Source organism: Pseudomonas sp. QD4 (assembly GCF_049199125.1).
Classification (GTDB): Bacteria; Pseudomonadota; Gammaproteobacteria; order Pseudomonadales; family Pseudomonadaceae; genus Aquipseudomonas.
This window is the reverse complement of sequence record NZ_JBLZOM010000001.1, coordinates 410,596-436,306: the sequence shown is the minus strand read 5'-3', so window position 1 is coordinate 436,306 and position 25,711 is coordinate 410,596. Positions and strand designations below refer to the sequence as shown.

Annotated in this window: 25 protein-coding genes; 10 read left to right on the top strand and 15 right to left on the bottom strand. The window is 61.6% G+C overall.

The window, feature by feature from the left end; all coding sequences use genetic code 11:
• Positions 1-14: 14 nt before the first annotated feature.
• The 5 genes from ACOZJV_RS01820 to ACOZJV_RS01800 form a co-directional block, all read right to left on the bottom strand.
• Positions 15-677, bottom strand: coding sequence for an amino acid ABC transporter permease (locus ACOZJV_RS01820; RefSeq protein WP_421546656.1), 663 nt, complete (start codon positions 675-677; stop codon positions 15-17).
• Positions 674-1,315 (bottom strand): amino acid ABC transporter permease, encoded by a 642-nt coding sequence (locus ACOZJV_RS01815; RefSeq protein WP_078474097.1) that lies wholly within the window; start codon positions 1,313-1,315, stop codon positions 674-676. Before ACOZJV_RS01815 ends, ACOZJV_RS01820 begins: the two co-directional genes overlap by 4 nt.
• Positions 1,315-2,124 (bottom strand): amino acid ABC transporter ATP-binding protein, encoded by an 810-nt coding sequence (locus ACOZJV_RS01810; protein WP_421546655.1) that lies wholly within the window; start codon positions 2,122-2,124, stop codon positions 1,315-1,317. Before ACOZJV_RS01810 ends, ACOZJV_RS01815 begins: the two co-directional genes overlap by 1 nt.
• Positions 2,125-2,183: 59 nt before the next feature.
• Positions 2,184-3,491: a M24 family metallopeptidase gene (locus ACOZJV_RS01805; RefSeq protein WP_421546654.1), complete on the bottom strand. Its 1,308-nt coding sequence runs from the start codon at positions 3,489-3,491 to the stop codon at positions 2,184-2,186.
• Positions 3,492-3,625: 134 nt separating this feature from the next.
• Positions 3,626-5,662 (bottom strand): FAD-dependent oxidoreductase, encoded by a 2,037-nt coding sequence (locus tag ACOZJV_RS01800; protein WP_421546653.1) that lies wholly within the window; start codon positions 5,660-5,662, stop codon positions 3,626-3,628.
• Between the two features lie 127 nt (positions 5,663-5,789).
• Here ACOZJV_RS01800 and ACOZJV_RS01795 point away from each other — a divergent pair, with 127 nt between their 5' ends.
• Entirely contained in the window at positions 5,790-6,437 is a 648-nt protein-coding gene (locus tag ACOZJV_RS01795; protein ID WP_078474101.1) for a TetR/AcrR family transcriptional regulator, read from the top strand.
• A gap of 34 nt (positions 6,438-6,471) precedes the next feature.
• Here ACOZJV_RS01795 and ACOZJV_RS01790 read toward each other — a convergent pair whose 3' ends face one another.
• Both ACOZJV_RS01790 and ACOZJV_RS01785 read right to left on the bottom strand, forming a co-directional pair.
• Complete coding sequence (locus ACOZJV_RS01790; protein WP_421546652.1) at positions 6,472-8,232, bottom strand: ABC transporter ATP-binding protein; 1,761 nt, start codon at positions 8,230-8,232, stop codon at positions 6,472-6,474.
• Entirely contained in the window at positions 8,219-10,000 is a 1,782-nt protein-coding gene (locus ACOZJV_RS01785; protein ID WP_421546651.1) for an ABC transporter ATP-binding protein, read from the bottom strand. Before ACOZJV_RS01785 ends, ACOZJV_RS01790 begins: the two co-directional genes overlap by 14 nt.
• 182 nt (positions 10,001-10,182) lie before the next feature.
• On the opposite strand from ACOZJV_RS01785, the gene ACOZJV_RS01780 reads away from it, so the two are divergent.
• Positions 10,183-10,686 carry a DUF4142 domain-containing protein gene (locus ACOZJV_RS01780; RefSeq protein ID WP_078474107.1) on the top strand — a complete coding sequence of 168 codons (504 nt, stop codon included), beginning with the start codon at positions 10,183-10,185 and terminating at the stop codon, positions 10,684-10,686.
• A 65-nt stretch (positions 10,687-10,751) separates the two neighbouring features.
• Here ACOZJV_RS01780 and ACOZJV_RS01775 read toward each other — a convergent pair whose 3' ends face one another.
• A complete protein-coding gene (locus ACOZJV_RS01775) occupies positions 10,752-10,955 on the bottom strand; it encodes a hypothetical protein (RefSeq protein WP_421546650.1) in 204 nt (67 codons plus the stop codon).
• Between the two features lie 189 nt (positions 10,956-11,144).
• On the opposite strand from ACOZJV_RS01775, the gene ACOZJV_RS01770 reads away from it, so the two are divergent.
• From ACOZJV_RS01770 to ACOZJV_RS01760, 3 genes are read left to right on the top strand one after another with little or no spacing between them, the layout of a single operon-like run.
• Positions 11,145-11,402: a DUF6555 family protein gene (locus ACOZJV_RS01770; protein WP_020294830.1), complete on the top strand. Its 258-nt coding sequence runs from the start codon at positions 11,145-11,147 to the stop codon at positions 11,400-11,402.
• Entirely contained in the window at positions 11,399-11,656 is a 258-nt protein-coding gene (locus tag ACOZJV_RS01765) for a hypothetical protein (RefSeq protein ID WP_078474103.1), read from the top strand. Before ACOZJV_RS01770 ends, ACOZJV_RS01765 begins: the two co-directional genes overlap by 4 nt.
• Positions 11,646-11,885 (top strand): DUF6555 family protein, encoded by a 240-nt coding sequence (locus ACOZJV_RS01760; RefSeq protein ID WP_078474104.1) that lies wholly within the window; start codon positions 11,646-11,648, stop codon positions 11,883-11,885. Before ACOZJV_RS01765 ends, ACOZJV_RS01760 begins: the two co-directional genes overlap by 11 nt.
• Before the next feature lie 127 nt (positions 11,886-12,012).
• Here ACOZJV_RS01760 and ACOZJV_RS01755 read toward each other — a convergent pair whose 3' ends face one another.
• The 5 genes from ACOZJV_RS01755 to ACOZJV_RS01735 are packed head-to-tail and all read right to left on the bottom strand — an operon-like array spanning position 12,013 to position 19,148.
• Entirely contained in the window at positions 12,013-12,642 is a 630-nt protein-coding gene (locus ACOZJV_RS01755) for a hypothetical protein (protein ID WP_421546649.1), read from the bottom strand.
• A gap of 26 nt (positions 12,643-12,668) precedes the next feature.
• Positions 12,669-13,691, bottom strand: coding sequence for a hypothetical protein (locus tag ACOZJV_RS01750; RefSeq protein WP_421546648.1), 1,023 nt, complete (start codon positions 13,689-13,691; stop codon positions 12,669-12,671).
• Between the two features lie 6 nt (positions 13,692-13,697).
• Entirely contained in the window at positions 13,698-14,381 is a 684-nt protein-coding gene (locus ACOZJV_RS01745; RefSeq protein WP_421546647.1) for a hypothetical protein, read from the bottom strand.
• Between the two features lie 29 nt (positions 14,382-14,410).
• Positions 14,411-17,044 carry a hypothetical protein gene (locus ACOZJV_RS01740; RefSeq protein ID WP_421546646.1) on the bottom strand — a complete coding sequence of 878 codons (2,634 nt, stop codon included), beginning with the start codon at positions 17,042-17,044 and terminating at the stop codon, positions 14,411-14,413.
• 25 nt (positions 17,045-17,069) lie between these two features.
• Positions 17,070-19,148, bottom strand: a complete 2,079-nt coding sequence (locus ACOZJV_RS01735; RefSeq protein ID WP_421546645.1) for a type VI secretion system Vgr family protein — start codon at positions 19,146-19,148, stop codon at positions 17,070-17,072.
• Positions 19,149-19,439: 291 nt separating this feature from the next.
• On the opposite strand from ACOZJV_RS01735, the gene ACOZJV_RS01730 reads away from it, so the two are divergent.
• The 3 genes from ACOZJV_RS01730 (at position 19,440) to ACOZJV_RS01720 (ending at position 21,874) form a co-directional block, all read left to right on the top strand.
• The gene (locus ACOZJV_RS01730; RefSeq protein WP_421546644.1) at positions 19,440-20,099 is read left to right on the top strand and encodes a DNA-3-methyladenine glycosylase family protein; all 660 of its coding nucleotides are present in this window, start codon (positions 19,440-19,442) and stop codon (positions 20,097-20,099) included.
• Between the two features lie 87 nt (positions 20,100-20,186).
• Complete coding sequence (gene ada, locus ACOZJV_RS01725; protein ID WP_421546643.1) at positions 20,187-21,263, top strand: bifunctional DNA-binding transcriptional regulator/O6-methylguanine-DNA methyltransferase Ada; 1,077 nt, start codon at positions 20,187-20,189, stop codon at positions 21,261-21,263.
• 149 nt (positions 21,264-21,412) lie between these two features.
• Positions 21,413-21,874, top strand: a complete 462-nt coding sequence (locus tag ACOZJV_RS01720; protein WP_078469111.1) for a YbaK/EbsC family protein — start codon at positions 21,413-21,415, stop codon at positions 21,872-21,874.
• Between the two features lie 69 nt (positions 21,875-21,943).
• Here ACOZJV_RS01720 and ptrR read toward each other — a convergent pair whose 3' ends face one another.
• Positions 21,944-22,822 (bottom strand): putrescine utilization regulator PtrR, encoded by an 879-nt coding sequence (gene ptrR / locus ACOZJV_RS01715; protein ID WP_421546642.1) that lies wholly within the window; start codon positions 22,820-22,822, stop codon positions 21,944-21,946.
• Between the two features lie 100 nt (positions 22,823-22,922).
• On the opposite strand from ptrR, the gene ACOZJV_RS01710 reads away from it, so the two are divergent.
• Positions 22,923-24,314: an aldehyde dehydrogenase family protein gene (locus ACOZJV_RS01710; RefSeq protein ID WP_421546641.1), complete on the top strand. Its 1,392-nt coding sequence runs from the start codon at positions 22,923-22,925 to the stop codon at positions 24,312-24,314.
• Positions 24,315-24,406: 92 nt separating this feature from the next.
• Here the strand turns inward: ACOZJV_RS01710 and ACOZJV_RS01705 are convergent, their stop codons facing one another.
• Positions 24,407-24,955: a glyoxalase superfamily protein gene (locus tag ACOZJV_RS01705; RefSeq protein ID WP_078469107.1), complete on the bottom strand. Its 549-nt coding sequence runs from the start codon at positions 24,953-24,955 to the stop codon at positions 24,407-24,409.
• Positions 24,956-25,222: 267 nt separating this feature from the next.
• On the opposite strand from ACOZJV_RS01705, the gene ACOZJV_RS01700 reads away from it, so the two are divergent.
• Complete coding sequence (locus tag ACOZJV_RS01700; protein ID WP_421546640.1) at positions 25,223-25,594, top strand: hypothetical protein; 372 nt, start codon at positions 25,223-25,225, stop codon at positions 25,592-25,594.
• The last annotated feature ends 117 nt before the right edge of the window (positions 25,595-25,711 follow it).

The window sequence follows — 25,711 nt, the reverse complement described above, 5'->3', positions numbered from 1 at the left end:
ACGGCCCGAGTCGGTCATGCGTGCTGGCTGGGTGCCAGTCTTTTCTCCAGTGCCGCCACGCCCAGGGTCGCAGGCGCACAAACAGCGGCATACATCAGGCCGGCCAGGGTCAGCACCGGCATGTACTCGAACGTGGATGAACCAATGGCCGAGGCGCGGCTGACGATCTCCGGCAGCGCGATGGTGAAACACAGCGACGAGGCCTGGAACATCATGATCGAGAACCCGAGCAACGATGGCAGCGCCACTCGCAGCGCCTGGGGCAGGATGATGAAGCGCAGCGTATCGAGGCGATTCAGGCCAATCACCTCGGCCGCCTCGTTCTGGCCCTGGGCCACCGCCTCGATACCGCCACGGATGATCTCGCTGGTATAGGCCGCCGTGCAGTAGGCCAGCGCCAGGGCCGCGGCCCAGAACGAGCTCAGGGTCAGGCCCGCCGAGGGCAGGCCGAAATAGAAGTACTGCAACAGGATCAACGCCGGCGCGCCGCGCCCCAGCTCGACAATCAGCAGCGAGGGATAGCGCACCACCCGGCGCGGTGCCGACACGCCCAGTGCCAGCAGCAACCCCAGGACCACCCCCAGCGCCAGGCTGACGGCGGTGACCTGCATCGACAGCACAAAGCCTTTCCACAGCTCGGGAAACCAGGCCAGCCACATCGTCAGGAGCTCGCTCATCGGGCAATCCTCTGTTTCAGGGTGGCCGCCAGCCAGCGCGAGAACAGCGCCACCGGCACGCTCAGAATCAGGTAGACCACGGCCGCCGCGCTGTACACCCCCAGCCCTTGAAAGGTCTGCTGGGACATCTGGTACGCCTGGAAGCTGATATCGCCCACGCCGATGGTCGAGGCCACGGCCGAGTCCTTGAGCAGGCCAATGGCATAGGTGGCCGAGGTGGGAATGGCGATGCGCACCAGTTGCGGCAGCACCACATCAAAGAACCGCTGGGGGGCCGAGAGGTTGAGCACATGCGCTGCCTCGTACTGGCCCTGGGGAATCGCGGCAAAGGCCCCGCGATAGACCTCGGACATATGCGCTGCGGTGATCAGGCCCAAGCCGAGCACGGCGGCGGCAAAGGGCGACAAGGCGATGTAGCCGCCACCAATGCCGAAGAAGATGAAAAACAACCAGACAATCGGCGGAATCGACCGCAGGGTCAGCACCAGCATGGCCGCCAGCCAGCGGCAGAATTTCAGGTTCGACATGCGCAGGGCGCAGAGCGGAAAGCCCAGCACCATGCCAATGCAGAAGGCGCCCAGGGTCACGGCCAGGGTCCAGGGCACACCGCGCAACAGGACCAGCAGAATATCCAGCATCAGCGATTCCTCACGGCCTGGAGAAACTGCACTACCCGCGCATGCTGCGGCTCGCGCATCACCCGGGCGCTGGGCCCCTGCTCGATAATCCGCCCTTCGGCCATCACCACCACCCGGTCGGAAACGGTCTCGGCAAAGTGCATCTCATGGGTCACCACCAGCATCGACATGCCCTCGCGCGCCAGCTCCTTCATCACCGCCAGCACTTCCAGGCCCAGCTCGGGGTCGAGGGCCGAGGTCGGCTCGTCGAACAGCATCAATTCCGGGTCCAGGGCCAGGGCCCGGGCAATGGCGATGCGTTGCTGCTGGCCGCCGGAGCAGCGCGCCGGGTAGGTATTGGCCTTGTCCGCCAGGCCGACCCGGTCCAGCAACTGCAAGGACCGGGCATCCGCCTCCCTGGCGCTGCGGCCCAGGGTGCGGATCTGCGCCAGGCTGACATTGCGCAGCACCGTGAGGTGCGGAAACAGGTTGAACGACTGGAACACCATGCCGATGCGCCGTCGCAGCTTGAGCAACTCGCTCCTGGGCAGCGGGCGCCCGGCTTCGATGTGCACCCCGGCCATGCTGACCCGACCCCGAGTCGGCGGTTCCAGTTGGTTGATGCAGCGCAACAGAGTGCTTTTGCCGGAGCCGCTGGGGCCGATGATCGCCACCACCTCGCCCTTGGCCATTTCAAAGCACACATCATGCAAGACGGGATAAGGGCCGAACTGCTTGTGGATCGCATCCAGGCGCAGGAACGGTTCGGCGCTGGACACCGGGCGCGGCGCCAGGGCGGCGGCGCTTTCGATCACGGTCATGCTGCTCATTGTTTTTTTCTCCGGACAGGGTAGACGCCATGCCTGCAAGAATCAGGCAACAACCGCTGTTATCGATCGCCGTCGACTAAGGGGGTACGGGAAAGCTTGACCGCTCCAGTGGCGGTAATCAGCACCTGCTCTTCGAGCTTCACGCCTTCATGGCCGCCCTGCTCGCCGATGTAACTCTCCACCGAGAGCACCATGTTTTCCTCGAAGTGACCGTCATAGCCCCACTCGGCAAAGTCCACCGCGTAGGCCACGCTGGGGTACTCGTCGACCAGGCCCACGCCGTGCAACATCATCATGTAGCGGTTGTGCTCGAACTGCCTGGGCACCGGCCAGCAGCCCTCGGCGAACTCGCGGAACGACAGCCCGGGACGCAGCAGCTCGAGGTTGAAGTTGATTTGCTGCGAGGCAATCTCCAGCAGGTCGCGCTGGGCCGCCGTCGGTGCCTTGCCGGGGCAGATAAAGCTGCGGGAAATGTCCGAGAGATACCCCCCCGGACCCACCATGTCGGTGTCGAAGCAGACCATTTCCCCGGCGGCGATGACTTTGTCCGAAGCATCCTGGAACCACGGGTTGGTGCGCGGTCCGGAGTTCAGCAGGCGGCTCTCGGCCCACTCCCCGCCCTGGGCCACGTTGGTCCCGTGCATGATGCTCCACAGCTGGTTTTCGGTGATGCCCGGCACCAGGCTGGCGCGCATGCGGGCAATCGCCAGGTCGCACACATCCATCGACACCCGGTGGCTGGCGATCTCCTGCAGCGACTTGATCAGCCGCGCCTGCTCCATCAGCGGCTGGGCATCAAACAGCTGGATGCCCCTGGCCTTGAGTTTTTCCGCGCCCCAGGGGTCGCAGCGGTCCACCGCCAGGCGGCGATTGCCGGCGCCATGCCGGGTCATCAGGTCGGCCACTTCCAGGGCCCAGCGCTCGGCCTTCTCCTCGACCCGGGGGCCGGCCAGGAAATACAGCCAGGGGATGGCCGGGCGAATTTCATCGATGGTCTCGATGTGTTCGCTGTTGTGCCGGCTGCTGGTGAACTCGAACAGCACCACCGGACCATCGGTGGCCACAAACACGTAGCGGCTGGGGGAATGCATCACCCACAGGCCGAGGTTATTGGTGTCGGTGGCGTAGCGAATATTGATCGGATCGGCCAATAGCACGCCGGCGTAATCGTGCTCGCGCAGCTGCTGGCGAATGCGCTCCAGGCGGTACTGGCGCAGGGCCGGGCGATCGATGGCGGCATAGGCCGCCAGCAGGCCGTTATCGACCGGGGCCAGGGCATGCCCGGTAACGCTGGCATCGCTGCGATAGTGCAGCGGGCCTGGGGGTACGGCATTGAGCAGCTCGGTGAAATCGGTATCCGTGTGCATGCAACAACCTCCGCTGGGAAGAGTTTGACGTTAATCAAAACCAATCGGACCAACTTTCGGGGCAGTGACTTAAAGGCTTGGGAAACGGATGACGGCTGTCTTTCTTATTTTCAGGGCACGCTAATCAGCGCTCGCTAGAGGTCCTTAACCAGGCGCAGGGCGTCGTAGATCGCCGCTTGGGTGTTACGCGATGACACTGCATCGCCGATTCGGAACAATTGGAAACGCCCCTGGGGATTGGTCACCACGTTTTGCGCGGTGCCGGCAATCAGGTCCATGTACTCCACGGCGCCTTCATTGGTGGCCAGGGGTTGCAGCTCGAAATACAGCTCGTCCAGGGGCCGGGTGCCATGGTTGACCACGATCTGGTCCACCCGCCGGGTTTTCTCCAGATCGCTGTAATCGGTGCCGATGGTCGCCAGCAACTGGTCGCCCTCACGGTCCACGGCCTTGAGTCGGTAAGTGACGGTAAAGGTGGTGTCCAGTTGTTGCAGCGAGCGCATGTAAGGCACCAGGTTCATGCCCATCACCTCCGGCGCGAACGAACGGTCGGGGGTCATGATCTCGGTCCTGGCCCCGCTGCGGGCGATGAACTCGGCGGCCTGCAAACCCGCGTGATCGCCGGCATCGTCATACACCAGCACATTGCGTCCGGGCTTCACGTCGCCGGAAATAATGTCCCAGCTCGACACCAGCCACTGGTTGCCCCGTTGCAGGACTTCGGTGTGGGGCAGCCCGCCGGTGGCGACTATCACCACGTCGGCGTTTTCATCGAGAACCATCGCCGCATCGGCCCAGGTGTTGAAGCGGAACTTGACCCCCAGGCGCTCGCACTGCGCCATGCGCCAGTCGATGATGCTGATCATTTCCTTGCGCCGCTCGGACTGCGCGGTCAGGCGAATCTGCCCGCCGGGCTGGTCGGCCACTTCCAGCACCAGCACCTCATGCCCGCGCTCGCCAGCGACCCGTGCGGCCTCCAGGCCACCGGGGCCGGCGCCGACGATCAGGATCTTGCGCTTGCGCGGGGCCTTGGGCACCTCGTGGGGCATGGTGGTTTCGCGGCCGGTGGCGGCGTTGTGGATGCAGTACGCGGCGCCGGCGTTGTAGATCCGATCCAGGCAATAGTTGGCGCCCACGCAGGGGCGGATTTCATCTTCCCGGCCCTCGATGATCTTGCGCACGATGTGCGGGTCGGTCATGTGCGCGCGGGTCATGCCCACCATGTCCACCAGGCCGGCGGCAATCGCATGGCGGGCGGTGGCGACATCGGGAATCTTCGCCGCATGGAAGGTCGGGAAGCCGGTCAGGGCGCGAATCTCCCCGGCAAAGTCCAGGTGCGGTGCATTGCGCATGCCCTGGATCGGGATGATGTCGGTCAGCCCGGCATCGGTGGCGATATTGCCGCGAATCACGTTGAGAAAGTCGACCATGCCGCTGTCTTTCAGCAGTTGCGAGATGTGCAGCCCCTCCTCTTTCTCAAGCCCGCCCGCCAGCACCTCGTCACCGGTGTAGCGAATGCCGACGATAAACGCCGAACCGACCCGCTGGCGGATCGCGCTCAGCACCTCGAAGGTGAACCGCAGGCGATTGTGCAGCGAACCGCCGTAGGCGCCCTCCAGTTCGTTGGTCAACGGCGACCAGAACTGGTCCATCAAGTGGCCGTAGGCTTGCAGCTCGATGCCATCCAGGCCGGCGGCCTGCATGCGTTCGGCGGCGTCGGCATAGTCGCGGACGATGCGTTCGATATCCCAGATTTCGAGCTTCTTGGGGAAGGCCCGGTGCGCCGGCTCCTGGTTGTGCGAAGGCGACACCACCGGCAGCCAGTCGCCCTTGTCCCAGCGGGTGCGCCGCCCCAGGTGGGTAAGCTGGATCATCACCGCCGCGCCATGCTCGTGGCATTCGTCGGTGAGGTCTTTCATCCAGCCGACCACTTCGTCCTTGTACGCCAGGATATTGTTGAACACCGGGGGGCTGTCGCGGGAGATCGCCGCCGAGCCTGCGGTCATGGTCATGGCCACGCCGGCCTTGGCGCGTTCGACGTGATAAGCCCGGTACAATTTCTTCGGCATGCCCTCTTCGGGGTACGCCGGCTCGTGGGAGGTGGTGATAATGCGGTTGCGAAGTGTCAGGTGCTTGAGGCGATAAGGCTGAAGAAGCGGATCGTTATTCATATCGGTCTCGCATACAGGTCATCAGGCAAGGCAGACGATAGACCCCAATGTACACCAGTGTCAATAACGTCGACGGTTGTGTATATTCACCCCCATCAAGGTCAAGTGGACAAGGAAAAAACGCCCCATGAAAGCAACCACCAACAGTGCGGAAGCGGCTGGCCGCGGCTCTCTGGAGAGCTGGCTCAACGCGGCCTATGAGAGCCTCAAGGAATCGGGGGTGGATGCAGTGCGGGTGATGCCGCTGGCGAAGAAACTCAACCTGTCGCGAACCAGTTTCTACTGGTATTTCCAGGACCGCGAAGCGCTGCTCGAAGCCCTGGTGAGCCTGTGGAAGAACAAGAACACCTTCAACCTGGTGTCACAGTCCGAGGCCTATGCCGAATCCATCACCGAGGCGATTCTCAACGTCTTCGACTGCTGGCTGAACAGCGAGCTGTTCGATTCGCAGTTCGAATTCGCCATGCGCAGTTGGGCCCTGCAATCGCCCGAGGTGGCGGAAGAAATCCGCCAGGCCGATGCCCAGCGGGTGCAGGCCCTGGCAACCATGTTCGACCGTTTCGGCTTCGCCCATGACGCCGCCGTGACCCGGGCGCGCTCGATCTACCTGACCCAGATCGGCTACATCAGCATGAACACCCAGGAGCCGCTGGCGCAGCGCATGCGCTACATCCCCGAGTACTTGAAGATCTTCACCGGGGTCGAGCCCGAACCCCGGGAGCTGGAGCGCTTTTATCGGCGCAACGGGTTTTCTTCGGCCGACCTGCAGGGCTGAAGCGCGCGCCATCGGCGGCGTGCGCCCCCCTCACTCATGGCTGCTCGCCAGGCAGCCCCGGTATCAGGGGCGCCAGCGGCATGGCCTGGGCATCCTGCTCGTCCCACAGACGCCGGTACAGACCGCCCAGCTCGAGCAATTGACGGTGGTTGCCGCGCTCGACGATACGCCCCTGATCCAGCACCAGAATCTGATCGGCATACTCCACCGTGCGCAGGCGATGGGCAATCATCACCACCGTGCGGCCCTCGGCCAGGCGCGATAAAGCCTGCTGGATATCGGCCTGGGCGCAGGGGTCGACCGAGGCCGTGGCTTCGTCCAACAGCACGATGCGCGGTGCCTTGAGCAGCATCCGGGCAATCGACAGCCGCTGGCGCTCGCCGCCGGACAAGCGCAGGCCGCCCTCCCCCAGCGGCGTGTCATAGCCCTGCTCCAACTGTTCGATAAAGGCTTGGCAATGGGCCTCGCGACAGGCGGCGCGCACCGCCTCCACACTGGCCTCGGGACGGCCGATGCGCACGTTATCCAGCACCGAGCCGTCGAACAGCTGCACATCCTGGAACACGAAGCCGACCTGCTGATACAAGGCGTCGGTGCCCAGGGCCTTGAGGTCGACACCGCCCAGGGTGATCTGCCCTTGCTGCGGGTCGTAGAAACGCCCGAGCAAATGCAGCAAGGTCGACTTGCCACTGCCGGACGGCCCGACAATCGCCGTCACTGAACCGGCCGGCACCGTGAAGTCGATGCCCTGCACCACCGGCTCTTGGGCATAGCCGAAACTCACCTGTTCAAAGCGCAGCGTCGAATCCTCGGGCACCGCGACTTCGGTGGTTTCAGCCAGGATCGGCTCCGCCATCAGGGCACTCAGGCGCGCCGAAGACTGGCTCATCATGCGCAGTTGCGTGAGGTAGGCCGCGACCTCCAGCAGCGCGTCGATGATCTTGTACGACACCAGCACAAACAACAGCCAGGTCGCCACGTCCAGCGACTGCTCGACAAACAGCCAGGCCGCCATCAGCAGCAGGCTGACCAGGCCCATCTCGATCATCAGGCGCAACAGCTGCACCCCGCCGCCGCCCCAGGCTTCGATGCCCAGACTGCCACGGCGGATGCTGGCGAAGGTTTCTTCAAGGCGCGCGAGCATGCCGTCACAGCGGTGAAACAGACGCAGGGTGCGAATACCGCTGACAAACTCCACCAGCAGCCCCGAAGCCATTTGCAGGCGCCCGGATTGCCGCGTGCCTTCGCGCAGCAGGTAACCCATGCACCCCTGGTACAGCGCCCAGCCCAGGGGCAAGGTGACCAGCAGGCTCAGGGTCAGGCGCCAGTCGACCCAGACCAGCAGCAGGCAGAAAATCAGCGGCACGCTGATCCCGGCAATGACTTCGGCGATCAAGTGGGTGAAGACGTCCTCGACCCGCTTCACATCATCGGTCAGGGTTGCCGCCAACTCGCCGATCCGCCGCTGATGGAAAAATCCCAGGGGCACCAGGCGCAAGTGATCGGTCAGCGCCGCGCGATAACTCATCATCAGGTCATAGGCCCCGATAAAGCAGTCCATCTGGCCGAAGTGGGAAAACAGCAACTGGCCGATCAGACAAGCACCCAACGCCAGGCCCAGCCCCCACCACTCAGCACTCCCGGCGCTGCCGGCGAGCACCCATTGCAGCCCCAGCCAGGCCAGGAAGAACGGCGCGATGGAACAGGCCTGGGCCAGTACCCGCAGACCGATGCCGCGGTACACCCGGTACGGCTGGCGACCGGCAATGCGCACCACATCCTCAAGCATCGACATCCCTGACCTCCTGTTGGCGAATATGCCAGGCATGGGCCTGGAACTGGCTGTGCCACAAGCGCTGGTAAGTGCTGTTGCCGTGGAGCAATTGGGCATGGGAGCCGGACGCGACAAGGCGCCCCTCCTCCAGCAGCAGAATCTGCTCGGCATGGCGCACCGCGTACAAGCGATGGGCAATCACCAGCACCGTGGTCTGCGGGTAACGCTTGCGCAACGCCGTATAAAACGCGGCCTCGGTCAGGCTGTCGGCAAAGGCCGTGGCCTCGTCAAGCACCAATACCGGGGCTCCCGCCAGCAGCGCCCGGGCGATGGCGATCCGTTGCCGCTCGCCTCCGGACAAACGCGTCCCGCGCTCGCCGACCTGGGTGTCCAGGCCTTGAGGCAAGCTGCGCACCAGGTCCCGGGCCTGGACGATGGCCAGTACGTCGTACAACTGCCGATCACTGGCCAGGGGCTTGGCCAGTCGCAGGTTCTGCGCCAGGCTGCCCTGGAACAGAAACGCGTCCTGGCTGACCACGGCAATGGCCTGGGCCCGGTCTCGATCGCCGAGGCTGGCCAGGGATACCTCACCGAGCAGCACCTCGCCACTGTCGGGCGGCAACAGCCCGGACAGCAGATAGGCCAGCGTCGACTTGCCAGCACCGGAAGGACCCACCAGGGCGTTGAAGCTGCCGGGGCGCAACTCGAGGTTCAGGTCCTGCAGAATCGGCCGCGTCTGGTAACTGAACGACAGATGCTGCAAGCGCACCCCGGCATGGGCCGGCAAGCGGCTGCTGACCTGCACGGCCACCGGAACCAGCAGTGGCTGGATCCGCTCCACCCCACCGCAGATCTCGCGGATCACCGAAGAAAAAAACATCAGGCGCAGCAGCGGCTTGAGCAAACCGCTGCCCAGCACCAGAGCCAAAATCAGGTTGGGCAGCGGTAACTGGCCCTGGGCGTTGAGCCACAGCCCCAGGGGCAGCAACACGAAAATATTGGCCGTCAGCAGCACGACAAAAGCCGACCAGCCAGGCACCGCCTTGCGGCTAAAGCCTTCGACCAGGCGGTGGTACGCCTCCAGCCGCTCGCGCAGCAACTTGAAGGAACTGGCGCTCTGGCGGAACGCCTTCATCACCGGAATCCCGCGCAGGTACTCCACGGTGGCGCCGTTGAGCTGTTCGGTGGCGATGTTATAGCTGCGCACCCGCTCGTCCATGCCCCGCGACATGCAGGCCTGGGCCAGCCATGCCGGGATAATGGTGCTGAGCGCCGCCAGGGCCATGCGCCAGTCCAGCCAGAACAGAAAGCCGCCCGCAGCCAAGGGCGTGACCACGGCTGCGATCAGTTCGATGCTGTGGTGGGCGATAAAGGTTTCCAGGCGCTCGACGTCATTCAGGATGATCTTGCGCAAGCCGCCGGAGCTGTAGCGGCCGAGCATCTGCAACGGCAAGCGGGTCAAGGACTGGGCCAGGCGCAAGCGGACCTCGTAGAGGATCTGGAACGCCGCCACATGACTGAAATAGCCGCCGAGGGTCAGCAGCCCGTATTTGCCCAGCAGCGCCAGCAGCACCAAACCGGCCAAGTGCAGCAGGTCCCGGCCTGGCGGGGCATCGAGCAAGGCCAGCTCCGCCGCGCGGTACAACAGGTAATACAGCAACAGCTCCAGCAGCGCCGAGCCGGCGGCCAGGCTCACGGCCAAGCCCAGCCGAGCGCGCTGCCCCGCCAGCAAACCGATCAGGGTGGCCATCGGCGACGCGCGTTCCGATCCGGGGTTGGAAGATTGCATGGGCTCTCCTGAGCTGAAAATGCGCAGGCGCAAGAATAGAAACTCTCACCCAGGATGTAAATGCGAATCACTACTGATTGATCTCAAGCCTGCGCCAAGCAAAAAAACTAAACCTTTTGCCCGGCCGCTGGCTCAACAGTAAGACGACATCCTCGTCCCCTGATAATGAAATGGAGATCACCATGAACACACTGTTGATGAAACAGATGGGCCTGTCCTTCCTGCTGCTGGCCGGTACCGTGGGCAGCGCCGCTGCCGCCACCTCCAACAGCTTCGTCAATGACGCGGCGCAAGGCGGAATCAACGAAGTCGAAAGCGCCAAGCTGGCACTGGAAAAAAGCAGCGCAGCCGACGTCAAGGCGTTTGCCCAGCAGATGGTCACCGACCACACTAAGGCCAATCAGGAGCTGACGACCCTGGCGAAAAAACTCGATATCGAGGTGCCGGATGAAGCCTCGCTCACGGAAAAAGCCAAGAAGATGATTCTCGAAATGCGCGACGAATCCTTCGACAAGGCCTACGCCAACAACCAGGTCAAGGCTCACGAGGACACCGTCGCCCTGTTCAAAAAAGAAGCCGCGTCCTCGGATAACGCCGAACTCAAGGCGTTTGCCCAGCAGACCCTGCCGACGCTGGAGCACCACCTGGACATGGCGAAAAAACTGCAGGCACAGCACGCCAAGTAACCGCCGGCCCGACCGCCCCAAGCAGCACCCGGACCCCGCCCGAAAGGCGGGGTTTGCATGGGGGCTCAATCATTGGGCAGCGGCATGTCCTTGTCGCTGGGGATGCCATCGCCGGCGCTGGGCTCGTTCCAGTCTTTGGGGCGCTCGCGGGTTACCACCTCGGGGCGCGCCAAAGGGTCCTTCTGCAACGGCTCGGCAGAGGGCTCGGCCGGTGCCGGATCGGGGCGTGGGGTTTGCGCTTGATCGTCGAAACTCGAATCAGTGGACATAAACACCTCAGGGCTTGGGTCCAGCCAACCTGGGCCATGATCTTTCGACGTTCGGAGCGGCGGTGCAGTGCATTCGAGGTGACGAATGGCCTGGGCTTGACTTGGGTCACGGAAATGCAATTGTCCTACAATTATTTTGAACCTTTTTGAACGAAATCGATTCTTTCTCACAAGCTAATGGAGGGCCTTATGGGAAACCCGGCAATTTACGTAATCGAATACCACCTACAGGGTGCACACAAGACCTTCGTCATCCGCGCCGACGGCATGGATAACGCACAGGCCTGGCATTGGGCCAGTTGTGACGCCGGCATCGGCACCATCCCCAAGTCTTCTCGGGACAAGGTCAAGCGCGTCACCCGCCCCCTGGCTGAACGCTACGGCCTGACCGATGTGCAATGGCGCCCCTCGACCCAAATCGACTGGACCGGAGAATCAAGCCTGTGAACGCCCACGCCCTGAAGACCAGCCTCGACTGCAACCCCTGGGACGAGGAAATCGCGCGCAACACCCAACTGTTCTTCGAGGCCGACCGCCTCGACGACCTGGCCTACACCATCATCGGGGGCCAGGACGGCCCGGACGCCGTGTGGGAACGCTACAGCCAGGCCAAGAAAGCCGCGGACGCCAAACGCACCGAGGCCTATCAGGACTGGATGCGCATCCGCCGCGCCATGCAGCAATCACCCCATGCTTCGTGATTACGAAATCCACTACCTGCTGCAGGGACACAAAAAAGTGTCCCTGCACGCCTCGACCCAGATGACCGAGTTCGACGCCTGGTTCTGCGCCGCCCTCGACTGCGCCATCCCCCTGCGCGAACTGCCGTCGCTGCGTTCCCTGGCCATCATCAAAAGCATCCTCGAACCCCACGGCATCAGCTCGGTGCGCTGGAACCTGGCGCCGAAGACCTCGGTGGCTCAGAAGTAGTGTTTCATTGCAGTTTCGGGTGTTTTCCAGACTTTGGATTTTGGGTTGGTTAACGAGCTTAAAGACACAGCGCTGTAACGGGCGAACATAGCTCAGACGTATTGTGTTCATCGCGCAACCTCGCCTTTCACTCGCTGTCTGCCGGTAAAAAGCGGATGGAGCGAATAATCTCCAGCGTCGCAGGAAGGGCAGTTTCAGAAGTGGACTGAAGTTTTTTTCCTGGGGTTTCGGAAACGTCTCTGGAATCGTAGCCAAGCTCGAATCCACCATTGCTAGTGATCAACGTATGGGTATTATCGCCCAGACAAAAACTAAGACTTCTAACTTGGCCCGGCAAGGAACTATTAAGAGGAAACGACGATATCTGGGCGATATTAAAGTAAGCAGGGTGCAAATTCTCAAAGCGACGTATGTTGTAGTATCGGATATTTTCTGCGGGCTCAACGGGAAGCAATTTTAGGCATAACTCCGTGGCATTACCGGGGTAGCAAATGAAGGATGTCGATGGTGGCTTTTCACCATTCACATAGCGACTGTAACTGAAAAAGCCGTACGGATTGGGTGATAAACTCTCGCTTGCTCTAGCTCTTCCTCCCTCTTTTGCAACGAACTCGAAAGCACACCCCAGTAATGGAAGAACATAGCGCTGCATGCCTTTTGGCAGTTTTTTATCACCGGGCTCAGACACTCTTTCAACATCTATAGCGGTTTCACCCATTGCGACATATGGGGCAAGTCCCACGAGCAGGCTGGCCATTAGCAGAGGGATCAGTCTTATCCTGTTCATCGCGGTTCCTCATCTTTCACCTGGTAACTCTCTGGCAGAAACTGCAACACACCGTTGGCGTCAGGGAAGGTGTTTTGGTCAACTAGCAGTACTTGCGCATAGGCATGGGCGTGATAACGGTCGATTAAACCGTTGAGCTGCGGGTCGATACGGTTGATGTGGCCGGGCAGATTGATCAGGCAACTCACGCGACGGAAGGACACATTCTCATAAAAGGTGAAGCGTTGGCCCGGCCATTGTTGGCTGCTGGTATGGAGGGTGAAGGGGTGTCGGACATTACGCGATGCCACATCCGCTTCCCGACTGACTGTGTTCATGGCCCAGTAGTATCCGGCACTGTCCATGGCGTCGTACGGCGTATCTGCGATGTTGATGCGCCAATCCACTATTTGCCTTGGTAGTTGAGTTTCTATTTCCTGCAATGGCTGATTGCTGCGTTGGGCATTAGCCTGCTGTCGTGCCTGCCTCAACCTGCGCTCCACATCAGCATCAATTACACGGCCACGCCAGTGCCAATAGTTGAGGTAATTGCTGGGATGAGTGAGTTGCAGGAAGCCTCGCCCTATCCAAGGCGCATACCACCGATTAGTGGCATTTATTTCTTCTGTCACTCGTAGCCAAGCAGTTTCCTGTACGGCGTTTCCAAAAAAGGTAGCCATACGAACTGGGGTGTTGATGGTGTATTTGCGCAGCGCGCAATTTAGTTCGGTTGAGTGGCTTTGGACTAGTTGACCGGCTTCAGGCCGCACCCTTTCATATACGATCTGAGCAGGAATACCTGCCCCGACCCCACGCAACGCCCGTGCCGGAACCGTCTGCCTAAGCTCGGCAGGGCTCAACCACCCACACCGCTTGAACACCTCAATAAACCGAACGGATGAAAGTGATAATGCGCCCTGCCCAAAGCCAGCCCCTCTTTCACCGCGTCCTCCCAAAACGCCAGCGCCGCTTGCTCGATTCGCCACGGCCAGAGCGTCAGTATTGGCACATAGATTTTCTGTAGATAGCCGGAGCTCCATGATTACTTAACTTTCGATAAACCTAATGCTCTTAATTATCTTGAGGAAAATGCCATAGCTAAGACCGGCATCAAGATCAAAGTCATCATCTCGTCGCGTTAAGCAGTATTGCCCCATAACTGCCGACTCCTTCAGATTTCCAATTATCATTCTGATACATCTGTTATGTTCAGAAAACTGTTCGCAGTACTCAGGCCGTGAAGTGACCTTGCTGAGTTCGTGATAGGAATCCTCTGCAATCCAGCCTTTCCAGTTGCCTCCAGACAGTTCCGATAAGTGTGTACGGCGGCTTAGCGAACAGTTTTTTTCGGTGAAATCATTCATTGATTGCGCTAGACCGGACAAACCTCGGCGAATGCCACTTTCGTTACTTATAGATAAAAGCTCATCAATACCTTTAGAGTATATTCTCAGCGAAGGCATAATATCTAACCACCTTGGATTTCTCTGCCCCTCCAGCAAAGCCCCTAGTAGTAGAAGTGCTCCTTCTTGGTCGCGATATGAACTGATGCACAAATCCGGCTGAATATCTTGATCAGAGGGTAGCTCCGCAGGAACATTCAATACCAGCCCACACCTCAATAGTTCTTTATTTTCGCCAGCAGCCTCACCACCTTTTGCAAAACTGCAGCCACACAAACATACAGCCACCCAAAACATCATCCAGAAATCATTTCTTTTCAGCGCCATGTTGGTCATCCATGATCAATATTAATTTTTTAGTCTTCAGTTTGCCTTTCTAGAGTTGCTGTTACCGGCATACTGACTTCATCCTCAAAAATAAATCGGATGTATTTGAAGAGCTCTTGGCGCCCATTTAATCCAATACTGCCACCGTTCACAGGGGTTGTAATTGCGGCGACATTATTATCACCCCCACCAAGATCTGCACGACGATGTATGTTCATGCCATTACGAAGCGTTTCATTATTTGCTGACACCATTACTTTGCTTACCCAGAAGTACCCCGCAGAGTCTGCCGCCACCTCAGCGCTTGTCGATAAAAGAATAGGATTGGGATCAGCTGTAAAGTTTGCATTTCGAAAAGCGCCGTAGTCTCGATAGTTATTTCGACCGGTAAGATGAAGGAGTCCTCTTCCACAAAAACGAGGACCATCTCCGGATTGAATATTTCCTAAAGCTTGTGCTTTTTCACGAATTTCTCCTGGACGCTGCGCCACATAGGTCGGTCGGTTCCTTCCTTTCAAAAACCCTGTTGCCTGTAACCAAGCATGCTTATTATCAAAATCTTCGCCGGCCTCCTGAGGTGTTAGAACTTCATACACGGTCCTAAAGTAGCGCAAACTACCTTTTTCGGCTGTCGCCTTTAGCACACCGCTTTCCTTATATATCTGGGCAAGGAAATGGGCTTGGCGTAATGTTGTGATGAATCCAAACTTCCTCCACATCCTATTTATTGATACATGTATATTTGCGGGCATAAATCCATTACTACTGTTGCCAATGGTCCAGCGCTCCGAGGCGTCTCCCCATGAGATAAGGCCTCCCGCATTCTGAGAAGAGCGTCTTGGTAGTGTCTGCGCTAGTTCGCGTACGCTACGCCAAGAGCAACTTTGCATAGTCTGAATAAACCGCAACGGATGAAAGTGATAATGCACCTTGCCCAAGGCCAGCCCCTCTTTCACCGCGTCCTCCCAAAACGCCAGCGCTCCATGGTGGCGCTTGAGCTTGTCGTAGGCCTCAGGTGACAGGCACAGGCTGAGCAGCACGTTGGCCGGAACGTCGTTTGGGTCGTCGCCTTTGATCCAGCCCCAGCGCTGGTCGAAGTCGTCGCGCGACCACTCGGTAGGGAGTTTGGCCACGCAGTAGCTCAGGCGCTTGCGCATGCTGGCGTTGTGGATCTTGGCGTAGGCTCGGGCAAGGCGGTCTTTGTAGTGCATGGCCGTGTCCAACGCCGTGGCGGCGGCATGCACGGCTTCGCCCAGCACTCCCGGCAAGCTCGGCGCGGGGTTGGGGGTGGGCGCCATGGGCTCGATCAGGTCCAGTAACTGTTTCGAGTCGCAGCGACTGTTGCCATCGGTGTCGTCGTCGATAAAGGTCCAGCCGAGCCAGTCGGGAAAATCAGCGTCGCTGTACACCTTGACCCCTGCCGGGTTGAGGTCGACGAACGCTTGCACGCCGCCCGGGGTGACGATCTTGCGTACATGGGGCAGACGCCCGCCTTGCATGTCCGTCGCGGCAGGTGCATCGGGACCGAGGATGCGTCCGAAGCGCAGCATTTCATAACCGGCGCTGGGGCACCCCGGGTAGTGTTTGACCGCGGTTTTATACAGGTTGTAGCCACCCTCGGGTTCCGTACAGCGGCCGATCACGACGCCCTCGCGGTCGCGAGTAGTGAGGGTGATGGTTCCTCGAATTTCGCTCAGGCTGATGATGAGATCAGCCGGTGTACGGCCACTGCGGGTGGCGTGCCAGTGACGCCAATCTTCCAGGGACAGGTCCGCGGGCGGTGCGTTCGCTGCGGCGCCGTACTGGGCCGGTACGCGAATCGTGCGCTGGGCGACCGTGGTTGCCGCCGCCACCGTTGACCACCAGTTGGCCGCTTGGGCGGGTGTGCCGTTGAGCCGGCGGATGCGTTCAGGCGTGGTGTGGAAGCGTTGCGCGACTGAATTGAGGCTGTCGTTGATGCCCCCCGAACCCGGGTGACTGGTGCGCACCACATAAGCCTTGCTCTCGGTACGAGGGTCCTGGGCGTAGAGCACCGTGTTGGCGGGCAAAACGATATGCATATCGCCCCATACGCTGGTGCGCCGGCCTTGCGGGGCGGTCAGTGGACCGGCACTGCGGCCCATGAGGGCTTCCACATTGCGCTGGTCGGCGACGATCTCGAAGTGGATACGATTGGGTTTTCCGTAGACGGCCCCGGCCTTGCCGATCGAGTCTTTGCGATAAACCTTGTCGCCTTTTTTCAGCGGCGTTTCGGTGCCCGGTTTGTTGGCCACGCTGTGCAGGTGCTGGTAGATGGAATAGAAGGTCACACCCACCCCTTCGCCGATCTCGGTTTGGTGCTTGATGAGCATGACGCCATTGCTGGTCCAGCCGGTGTAGTACAGCAGTGGGTGGGCGGCCTGGACCTCGGCGCTGGCGCTGTTGAGCGGCATCGGGTCGCTGTGACGGGCAAACACGACCTCACCATCGGCGATGGCGCGGACGGGTTCGGGATCGTTCGGTGCGCCTGGGGCTACCAGGTGCACGCCACCATGCCAGCCGAACTGGTGGCTGACAGGAAAGGCCCCTTTGCCGCTTTTCTCGCCCAGATTGAAGGTGCCATCGTCGATCGTATCTGTCTCTTGAAGATCGGCGTTGCGCAGGAAGGGGAAGCTGACAAGCATCTAGAGCACTCCTGGGGCCGGGCCGTTACTCGGACAGTGGCAGGCTGGTCGGATCAAAGGGAAGACCGGGCATTGGCTGGCCATCGGGGGACAGCGCGTAGCCGCTGCCACCAGCCTGCTGTTTCAGCGGCCCCTTGATGTTGATGGCGACGCCGTCCAGGGTGATGCCGCCATCGTGCAAGGTAATGGTCCCGCCAGGGCCACGTATGCGCATCACTTCGCCGGCTTGTAGTTCGATCACCTGCGAGCGATGACGAATCGCCTGGCCTGCCTGTAGCTCGGCGTGGCCTTCGACGCTGTGTTCCTGATGCCCGCCGATGCTGACCCAATGATTGGCCGTGGTCTTGTCCCGGCGGTGGTTGCCGACTTCTTCGGTGCGGTCTTTGTCGGTGCGGATTGTGTGGTTGCGGCCGATGGTCAGGTAGTCGTCCTGGCCGATATCGTGGCGCCGGTCTTGGCCGATGTTCACTTGTTCGTCGTTGCCGACTGTTTCCTTGCGGTCGTGACCGACAGAAACGGTTTCGTCGTGCTCGACCTGTTCGCTGCGGTCGTGGCCGACGAAAGTCGTCTCGTCGTGGTTGATGTGGATGTTCTGGTCTTTCTGCGCATGGACGTAGATTTCCTCTTGATCCTTTTCATCCTCGAAGCGCAGTTCGTTGAAGCCTTCGCCTTTGTGGGTTTTACTTTTGAGGGTCATCCGGGTTTTGTGCCGGGGCAGTTCGTAGGGCGGTAGTTGCAGGCGGTTATAAGTACGGCCGGTGATGATCGGTTGGTCCGGGTCGCCGTCGAAATGGTCGACGATAACCTCCTGGCCGATTCGCGGGATCGCCATATGGCCCCAGGTGGCACCAGAGATGTTTTGCGAAACGCGGATCCAGCAGGAGCTGTATTCGTCCTCTTTTCCTTCCCGGTCCCAGGGGAATTGCACCTTCACTCGGCCGTATTCGTCGGTAAATATCTCCTCATTTTTTGGGCCGACTACCGTGGCGTTCTGCGGGCCGTCGATACGAGGTTTGCGCAGCGGTTCGGCGCGCCATTCGGCATCGTCCGGCACCAGTTCGGCCTGGTAGCTGTAGTGCGTACCCAGCTGCGCCTCGGCGCTTTCTTCGGCCTGGCTGGTGTGCTGTTTGCCATGGTGAACGATGCTGATCGGGCGCCAGCCTCGGTTCATATCTTCCCGTGGGTGGCCGGCCAGAGTGAAGGAAATGCCCGGTTGCAGGCGCGGATCATCGCCCTCGACCAGGGCCATGCGCGCATCGCGCCGGTGGCCGCGTAGGCGGTTCTCGGCGAAGGGCTTGCCGGCCTCATCAAACTTGGCCCGGGCCGGATAATCGTAACGTTCGTATTGGCGACCTTGATGGTCGAGATCGACGCCATCACGGCTGTGCTGGTGGCTATAGCGCGGATGGTGGATGGTGTAATCGCGCTGAGTCTGGCGCGCGGTGCGTACGTTTTCGCTGTAGGCGAATCGGCGCAGAGACGGTTGCGGCTGATCGCCGCCGGGCGTGGGGTTGTATTGCACCGGCTCATCCCCCACCCGCCCGTGGATAAACAGGCGATCGCTGTGGACCAGTTGGTGACCTTCTGCACTGTGGCGGAAGGAGTAGAAAAAACCTTCCTCACGCATGATGCGTTCGACAAAGTGGTAGTCGGTGTCGCCGGCCTGCAAGCAGTATTCGCGGGCTTGGTGTTCGGTGGTGAGGCGTTGTTCGTAGTCTTGAGTCAGCCCGTGGGCCTTAAGCACTGCCTCAGTAATCTGCGGAACGGTAAGAGTCTGGAAAATGCGCCAGTCGGAACTGAGCTTCAACCGTGCCAGACGTGGTTCTACCACCGCCGAATAGCGTGTACGCCTGAAGCCGCTGTCGTGCTGAACAAAGGAGGACACGGCGCCGTGCACGTAACGCATCGGTGCCTCGCCATGCCAGAGCGTCAGCAATGCCGGTCGATCCAGCACCTGCCCGAAGTCGATGGCCGGGTTGGCGCTGGTGAGTTCCACCGCGAGGTGGAAGGTCTCGGACAAGCCTTCGTGCAAGGTGAACTCAACAACGTCAAAAGACTCGTTACCAATGCTGAAGCTAAAACGCAGATCGGATTGGCTTGGCATGCTCTATTCCCGGCAACCTGATTGCATGCCCTCAAAAGTGGGCATGCCTGGGTGTAGCCGGCAGAAGCCTGCACGTGTTTCATGGCCCGCAGATATGAGACCTTGCTGAAAAGACCCACAGAAAAATCGCTTAAATCACCTGATCTGAAGCCTGGCTCCCTTTGTTGAGCCGAAAATCCCCCTAGCCACACCCCGGAGTTCAAGCGCAAGACACCGAGTGCAACCCACCCCGGCGTCCCCTACCATGCTCCGGCAAAGAGCCCTTGGACCCACGAGTTTTCAGGTACCGCCATGCCCGTCGCTGCCACTGATGACCCTTATGCCGACGCCAGTGCGTTTCTGGCGGCGCTGGACCCACAGTGGGCCGCCCATATCCAGCGGGTGGGCCGCTGCCTGCATCAGCCCAAACCGACCCGCGACCCTTTCCAGGCGCTGGTGCGGGCGATTGCCTATCAGCAATTGCATGCCCGGGCCGGCGACGCGATCCTCGGGCGGCTGCTGGCGCTGTACCCCGGCCAGGCATTCCCCAGCCCGGCACAGATCATCGCCACCGATCCACACACCTTGCGTGGCTGCGGTTTTTCCGCGAGCAAGCTGGCAACTATCCAGGGCCTGGCCGAAGCGGCGCAAAACGGGGTGATCCCCAGCTATGAACAAGCGCTGCAGATGACCGATGCAGCCTTGATCGAGCGCCTGGTCGCCTTGCGCGGGGTGGGCCAGTGGACCGTGGAGATGTTGTTGATCTACACCCTGGAACGTCTGGATATCCTGCCCGTCGACGATTTCGGCGTGCGTGAGGGCTACCGGCGCCTGCAAGGCCTGGAAGCACAATTGACCCGCAAGCAGATGGCCGCTACCGCCCAGGCCTGGAGCCCCTACCGCACCGTGGCGGCCTGGTATTTATGGCGGGTTCCGGCACACCCGGCCCGGGGCGCGGACACCACGGATTGAGCATCAATTCAAGCGCAAGACTCGGAGTTTTCGACGCCGGAAATCGGCCTATGCTGCTTGCAACCTGACCTACCCCAGAGAGCCGATATGAAGCAACCCACCCTGCCCCACAGCCCTGGCGCCGAGTCTGAAGACGACCGGCGCTGGCTGGCGATAGAGGCTCGCGACCCAGGCGCCGACGGGCAGTTTGTCTACGGGGTGAAAACCACCGGGGTCTACTGCCGCCCCAGCAGCTCAGCGCGCCTGCCACGGCGGCACAACGTCGAGTTTTTCGATACTGCCGAGCAGGCCGAAGCTGCCGGTTATCGCCCCAGCAGACGCGCGGCGGCGGATCAGACCAGCACCGCACAGCAGCATGCAGCTCTGGTGACCCGCGCCTGCCAGCTCATCGAGCAGGCCGAGGCTGCGCCCAGCCTGAATGCCCTGGCGCAGCAACTGGGCTTGAGCCCTTATCACTTCCACCGGGTGTTCAAGGCCATCACCGGGTTGACACCCAAGGCCTACGCCAGCGCGCACCGGGCCAGGAAGATGCGCCAACAGTTGACACGTGGCGGCTCGGTGACCGAGGCGTTGTATGACGCCGGTTTCAACTCCAACAGCCGCTTCTATGAATCCTCCAACGACGTACTGGGCATGAAGCCTGGCGAGTACCGCGCCGGTGGGGCCAACACCGAGATTCGCTTCGCCGTCGGTCAATGCTCGCTGGGGGCCATCCTGGTGGCGCAAAGCAACCGCGGGGTCTGCGCCATTTTGCTGGGCGATGACCCCCAAGCCCTGGTCACGGAACTGCAAGACACCTTTGCCCAGGCGCGCTTGATCGGTGGCGACCGGCAGTTCGAGCAATTGGTGGCCAAGGTCGTGGGGTTTATCGAGGCCCCGGCCCTCGGCCTCGACCTGCCCCTGGACCTGCGCGGCACCGCGTTTCAGGAGCGGGTGTGGCAGGCCCTGCGCAGCATCCCGCCGGGCAGCACCGCCAGCTATGCCGAGATCGCCCAACTCATTGGCGCGCCGAAAGCCTTCCGCGCCGTGGCCCAGGCCTGCGGCGCCAACAGCCTGGCGGTGGCCATTCCCTGCCATCGGGTGGTGCGCAGCGATGGCCAGCTGTCGGGCTACCGCTGGGGCGTGGAGCGCAAGCGCCAACTGCTGGAGCGTGAGGCGCAGTGAGCCGGCGCGCGCTCCTGATCCCCGACAAACACTGGCACGATGGCCGCCGCACCCGTTAAGGTGACCGACCTCGACCGCGCCCCGCACGGGTCGCCCTGCCGCGTTGCCGCCACCCCGGACCGCACTGACAGACCGCTCAAGGAGCCGCCATGAGCCTGGAAACCGTTAAACACTTTCTCGCCGCAAACGCTTCCGACCTCTCGGTCATCGAGCTCGAAGAAAGCACCGCCACCGTCGCCCTCGCCGCCAGCGCGCACAATGTCGAACCGGGGCAAATCGCCAAGACCCTGTCGCTGCGGGTCAACGACCAGGTCATCCTGATCGTGACCCGTGGCGACGCACGCCTGGATAACAAGAAATTCAAGAGCCACTTCGGGGTCAAGGCCAAGATGCTCGACGCCAGCGAAGTGCAGGCCCATACCAGCCACCCGGTAGGTGGCGTCTGCCCGTTCGGCGTGCCGGACACCGTCGCGGTGTACTGCGATGTCTCGCTCAAGCAATTCGACGAAGTGCTGCCCGCCGGCGGCGCGACCAACGCTGCGGTACGCATCTGCCCACTGCGCATGGCGCAACTGGTCAGCGCGCAATGGGTCGACGTGGCCCAGGCCTGACCCTCCAACGTCAAGGACCGAGAATGGCATGGAAAGCTTGTAGTCCCGCGGGCTGAACACACCCTTCGATCAAGCCTGGGGCTGCACCACCCCGCGTTCCTCCAGCAAGCGCACGAACATGGTCAGGCTTTGCGAGACCGTACCCCGGCGCCACACCAGCCAGGTGCGCAAGTAGCGAAAGGCTTCCGACAGCGGCCAGATGCTCACGGTGCTGCACCCGGGCATGCTTTCGAGCATGCTGCGCGGCATCAGCGCCAGGCCGGCACCGGCGCTGACGCAGGCGAGCATGCCGTGGTAGGACTCCATTTCGAAAATCTTCCCCGGCACTGCCGCGTCCTGGGTGAACCAGCGTTCGAAGTGATGCCGGTACGAGCAGTTGGCGCGAAAGGCGTAGATGTTTTCGCCGTTCACCTCTCGGGCGCGCTGGATCGGCCGGTGGTGCAGCGGCGCGATCAGCACCATCTCCTCTTCGAACACCGGCACGCCTTCCAGGGCCGGGTGCAGCACCGGGCCGTCGACAAAAGCCGCCGCCAGGCGCCCTGCCAGTACACCGTCGATCATGGTCCCGGAGGGCCCAGTGGACAGGTCCAGTTCAACTTTGGCGTAACGCTGGTTGTAGGCCGCCAGCAACCCGGGGATCCGCACCGCCGCCGTGCTTTCCAGGGAGCCCAGGGAAAACGAGCCCTGGGGCTCTTCGCCGGCCACCGTGGCCCGGGCCTCTTGCACCAGGTCGAGGATGCGCCGGGCGTAGTCGAGAAAACTCCAGCCGGCCGGCGACAGGCGCAGGCGGCTTTTCTCGCGGATAAACAGGTCGACCCCCAGGTCCTGCTCCAGTTGCTTGATGCGCGTGGTCAGGTTCGACGGCACCCGGTGGATCTGCGCCGCAGCGGCGCTGATGCTGCCGTGCTCGGCCACGGCCTTGAAGATTTCCAGCTGTACCAGATCCACGGCATTCTCCAAACGTGAACGAAAGACTCAGTATTATTCAGTTTCCAGAAAACAAACGCCACCGTAACCTGCGCCCATCCCCACCCAGCAGGACGGTGCCATGACTCAGGTTTCCAGCGTCACCCACGCCATCTCGATCAACCCCGCCACCGGCGAACAGATCGGCCACTACCCCTTTGAATCGGCCCAGGCCCAGGAAGCGACACTGGCGCGCGCCGCGTCGGGGTTCAGCCTGTGGCGCAACACCCCGGTGGCACAACGGGCCGCCGCGCTGCTGGCCCTGGCCGCTGAGCTGCGCAACGACGCGCAACAGATGGCGAGCATGATCACCCGGGAAATGGGCAAGCCGATCACCCAGGCCCGTGGCGAAATTGAAAAATGCGCCCAGCTCTGCGAGTGGTATGCGGCCCAGGGCCCGGGCATGCTCAGCGCCGAACCGACCCTGGTCGAAGGCGGCAAGGCGCGGATCGAATACCGCCCGCTGGGGCCGATCCTGGCGGTGATGCCGTGGAACTTCCCGATCTGGCAAGTGCTGCGTGGCGCGGTACCGGCCCTGGTCGCCGGCAACACTTACGTGCTCAAGCACGCACCGAATGTCATGGGCAGCGCCTATTTGCTGCGCGATGCTTTCCAGCGCGCGGGCTTCGCCGAGGGTGTGTTTGAAGTGCTCAACGTCACCCCGGACGGCGTCTCCAGTGCCATCACTGACCGCCGCATCGCCGCCGTGACTCTCACCGGCAGCGTCCGCGCCGGCATCGCCATCGGCGCCCAGGCGGGTGCCGCGCTGAAAAAATGCGTGCTGGAACTGGGCGGCTCCGATCCGTTTATCGTGCTCAACGACGCCGACCTCGATGCTGCCGTCAAAGCCGCGGTGATCGGCCGTTACCAGAACACCGGGCAAGTCTGCGCAGCGGCCAAGCGGCTGATCGTCGAACAAGGGGTGGTCGAGGAATTCACCCGCAAGTTCGTCGACGCCACTCGCCTGCTGGCCGTGGGCGATCCCCTGGCCGCCGACACCTACATCGGCCCCATGGCGCGTTTTGACCTGCGTGACGAACTGGACCAGCAAGTGCGCGACACCCTGGAAGAAGGCGCGACCCTGCTGCTCGGCGGCGCCAAGGCCGAAGGTGCCGGCAACTTCTACCCGGCCACGGTGCTGGCCGATGTCACCGACCAGATGACCTCGTTCAAGCAGGAGCTGTTCGGCCCGGTGGCCTCGATCATCACCGCCCGCGATGCCGAGCACGCCCTGGCCCTGGCCAACGACAGCGAGTTCGGCCTGGCCTCCACCGTCTACACCGCCAACCTGGAGGTGGCCGAGTACTTCGCCCGGCACCTGGAAACCGGCGGCGTGTTTATCAATGGCTACTGCGCCAGCGATCCACGGGTGACCTTTGGCGGGGTGAAAAGAAGCGGTTTTGGTCGCGAACTGTCGCACTTCGGCGTACGCGAATTCTGCAATGCGCAGACGGTGTGGCTGGACCGCAACTGAGGGCCGCAACCCGCCCGTAAGCCTTGGTTTACGGGCGGGCACTGCCGAAAGGATCCTGGCCGGCGATCAGGCCTCGGGTTGGGTCAGGGCCATCAGCTTTGACAGAAGCGGATGCGGTTACCGAACGGATCATAGACTTCCAGCACCTGGCCCCAGCCCTGCTGGACAATCTGTGGACGCCCGTAGCCGTAACGCTTGGCCAGCAGTTCGTCACGCAGCAGCTCGATATTGTGCATTGGCACAAATACGGTCGAACCCGGGCTGGCATCGCCGTGGTGCTCGGACAGGTGCAGTTGCAGGCCGTCGCGGCTGAGGCCCAGGTACAGCGGCAGATCGGCTTCGAAGCGGTGCTCGAACTCGACGCCGAAGCCCAGGAAATCCAGGTAGAACTCCCGGGCCTTGGCTTCATCGAACATGCGCAGGATGGGGATGGGTTTGTCGAACGTTATGGCAGGCGCAGTGGCTGGCTGGGCGTGGGCGGTTTGCTCGGGTAGCAGCGCCGCCGCGGTGTTCCAGTCCTTGTAGCCCAGTTGCTGCGCCACCAGTTCCAGCGCGGCGGAGTGAGACACCACTTGATCGCGCGTCTCCAGCGAGGCACGCAGCCGCTTGGCCATCTGTTTGGCTTGATCGATCGAAAACATCGTTGCTCCTGTGATCGAGGCATTTCGGTGCTCGCATTGCCAAACCTCGACTCTCAAGAGTGGCGATAGGATTGGGAACAACAACACATGCTTTCACCTTTCCCTTGTGCGGGAGCGAGCGGCGGGCAGCAGCGGCCGGCGGCGATCATACCCAAGCCTGCGCCCGGTGGCGAGGGCGCAGCAGGAGCCTGGCCCCGGCAGACGCGCAGAACCGAATGCCCGGTCCAGGGTCATAGATCGAGCCCTTTTTTAGACGGACCCTGCCCCGTGCCTATTCGCCTGCCCCTGGTTATCGCCGCCACCGCCGCCCTGCTCAGCCTGTCCGGCTGCACCCAATACCGCTATGTCCAGCCCGACAGCGCCGAAGGTCGGCAATGCGTAGCCAAGCTCGATGCCGATGTTGCTCAGTGCGAGCAGCGCGCCAGCAAGCAGTTGGAGGCCGATACAGGCATCTACGACGCGATGATGGCCAGCTATCAGAGTTGCCTGCACAACAGCTCAAGAGACGCGCCCCAAGGGCAAGTGTGCGGCCCGGCCCCAGTCGACCCTCGCACCGAACAGGTGCGAAGCTGCCGCCAGGGTTACAAGCTGTCCTTTACCGGCTGCGGCGGCCGTATCGAAGAAGTCCCCCGTGAATGACCCCTGCCATTGGCGCCACAGGGCACCACGCCATCAATAGCGAATCGCCATTTTTTTGCACGTCGCCCGGAATTTTTTTTGACTCTTGCGACTCAGATTGTCAGGTGGAACACCAAC

Bases quoted from the DNA above. Each gene is read 5' to 3' on its own strand.
- ACOZJV_RS01820 (WP_421546656.1), bottom strand. From the start codon at position 677: ATGAGCGAGCTCCTGACGATGTGGCTGGCCTGGTTTCCCGAGCTGTGG.
- ACOZJV_RS01815 (WP_078474097.1), bottom strand. From the start codon at position 1,315: ATGCTGGATATTCTGCTGGTCCTGTTGCGCGGTGTGCCCTGGACCCTG.
- ACOZJV_RS01810 (WP_421546655.1), bottom strand. From the start codon at position 2,124: ATGAGCAGCATGACCGTGATCGAAAGCGCCGCCGCCCTGGCGCCGCGC.
- ACOZJV_RS01805 (WP_421546654.1), bottom strand. From the start codon at position 3,491: ATGCACACGGATACCGATTTCACCGAGCTGCTCAATGCCGTACCCCCA.
- ACOZJV_RS01800 (WP_421546653.1), bottom strand. From the start codon at position 5,662: ATGAATAACGATCCGCTTCTTCAGCCTTATCGCCTCAAGCACCTGACA.
- ACOZJV_RS01795 (WP_078474101.1), top strand. From the start codon at position 5,790: ATGAAAGCAACCACCAACAGTGCGGAAGCGGCTGGCCGCGGCTCTCTG.
- ACOZJV_RS01790 (WP_421546652.1), bottom strand. From the start codon at position 8,232: ATGTCGATGCTTGAGGATGTGGTGCGCATTGCCGGTCGCCAGCCGTAC.
- ACOZJV_RS01785 (WP_421546651.1), bottom strand. From the start codon at position 10,000: ATGCAATCTTCCAACCCCGGATCGGAACGCGCGTCGCCGATGGCCACC.
- ACOZJV_RS01780 (WP_078474107.1), top strand. From the start codon at position 10,183: ATGAACACACTGTTGATGAAACAGATGGGCCTGTCCTTCCTGCTGCTG.
- ACOZJV_RS01775 (WP_421546650.1), bottom strand. From the start codon at position 10,955: ATGTCCACTGATTCGAGTTTCGACGATCAAGCGCAAACCCCACGCCCC.
- ACOZJV_RS01770 (WP_020294830.1), top strand. From the start codon at position 11,145: ATGGGAAACCCGGCAATTTACGTAATCGAATACCACCTACAGGGTGCA.
- ACOZJV_RS01760 (WP_078474104.1), top strand. From the start codon at position 11,646: ATGCTTCGTGATTACGAAATCCACTACCTGCTGCAGGGACACAAAAAA.
- ACOZJV_RS01755 (WP_421546649.1), bottom strand. From the start codon at position 12,642: ATGGCCAGCCTGCTCGTGGGACTTGCCCCATATGTCGCAATGGGTGAA.
- ACOZJV_RS01750 (WP_421546648.1), bottom strand. From the start codon at position 13,691: ATGGAGCTCCGGCTATCTACAGAAAATCTATGTGCCAATACTGACGCT.
- ACOZJV_RS01745 (WP_421546647.1), bottom strand. From the start codon at position 14,381: ATGGCGCTGAAAAGAAATGATTTCTGGATGATGTTTTGGGTGGCTGTA.
- ACOZJV_RS01740 (WP_421546646.1), bottom strand. From the start codon at position 17,044: ATGCTTGTCAGCTTCCCCTTCCTGCGCAACGCCGATCTTCAAGAGACA.
- ACOZJV_RS01735 (WP_421546645.1), bottom strand. From the start codon at position 19,148: ATGCCAAGCCAATCCGATCTGCGTTTTAGCTTCAGCATTGGTAACGAG.
- ACOZJV_RS01730 (WP_421546644.1), top strand. From the start codon at position 19,440: ATGCCCGTCGCTGCCACTGATGACCCTTATGCCGACGCCAGTGCGTTT.
- ada (WP_421546643.1), top strand. From the start codon at position 20,187: ATGAAGCAACCCACCCTGCCCCACAGCCCTGGCGCCGAGTCTGAAGAC.
- ACOZJV_RS01720 (WP_078469111.1), top strand. From the start codon at position 21,413: ATGAGCCTGGAAACCGTTAAACACTTTCTCGCCGCAAACGCTTCCGAC.
- ACOZJV_RS01710 (WP_421546641.1), top strand. From the start codon at position 22,923: ATGACTCAGGTTTCCAGCGTCACCCACGCCATCTCGATCAACCCCGCC.
- ACOZJV_RS01705 (WP_078469107.1), bottom strand. From the start codon at position 24,955: ATGTTTTCGATCGATCAAGCCAAACAGATGGCCAAGCGGCTGCGTGCC.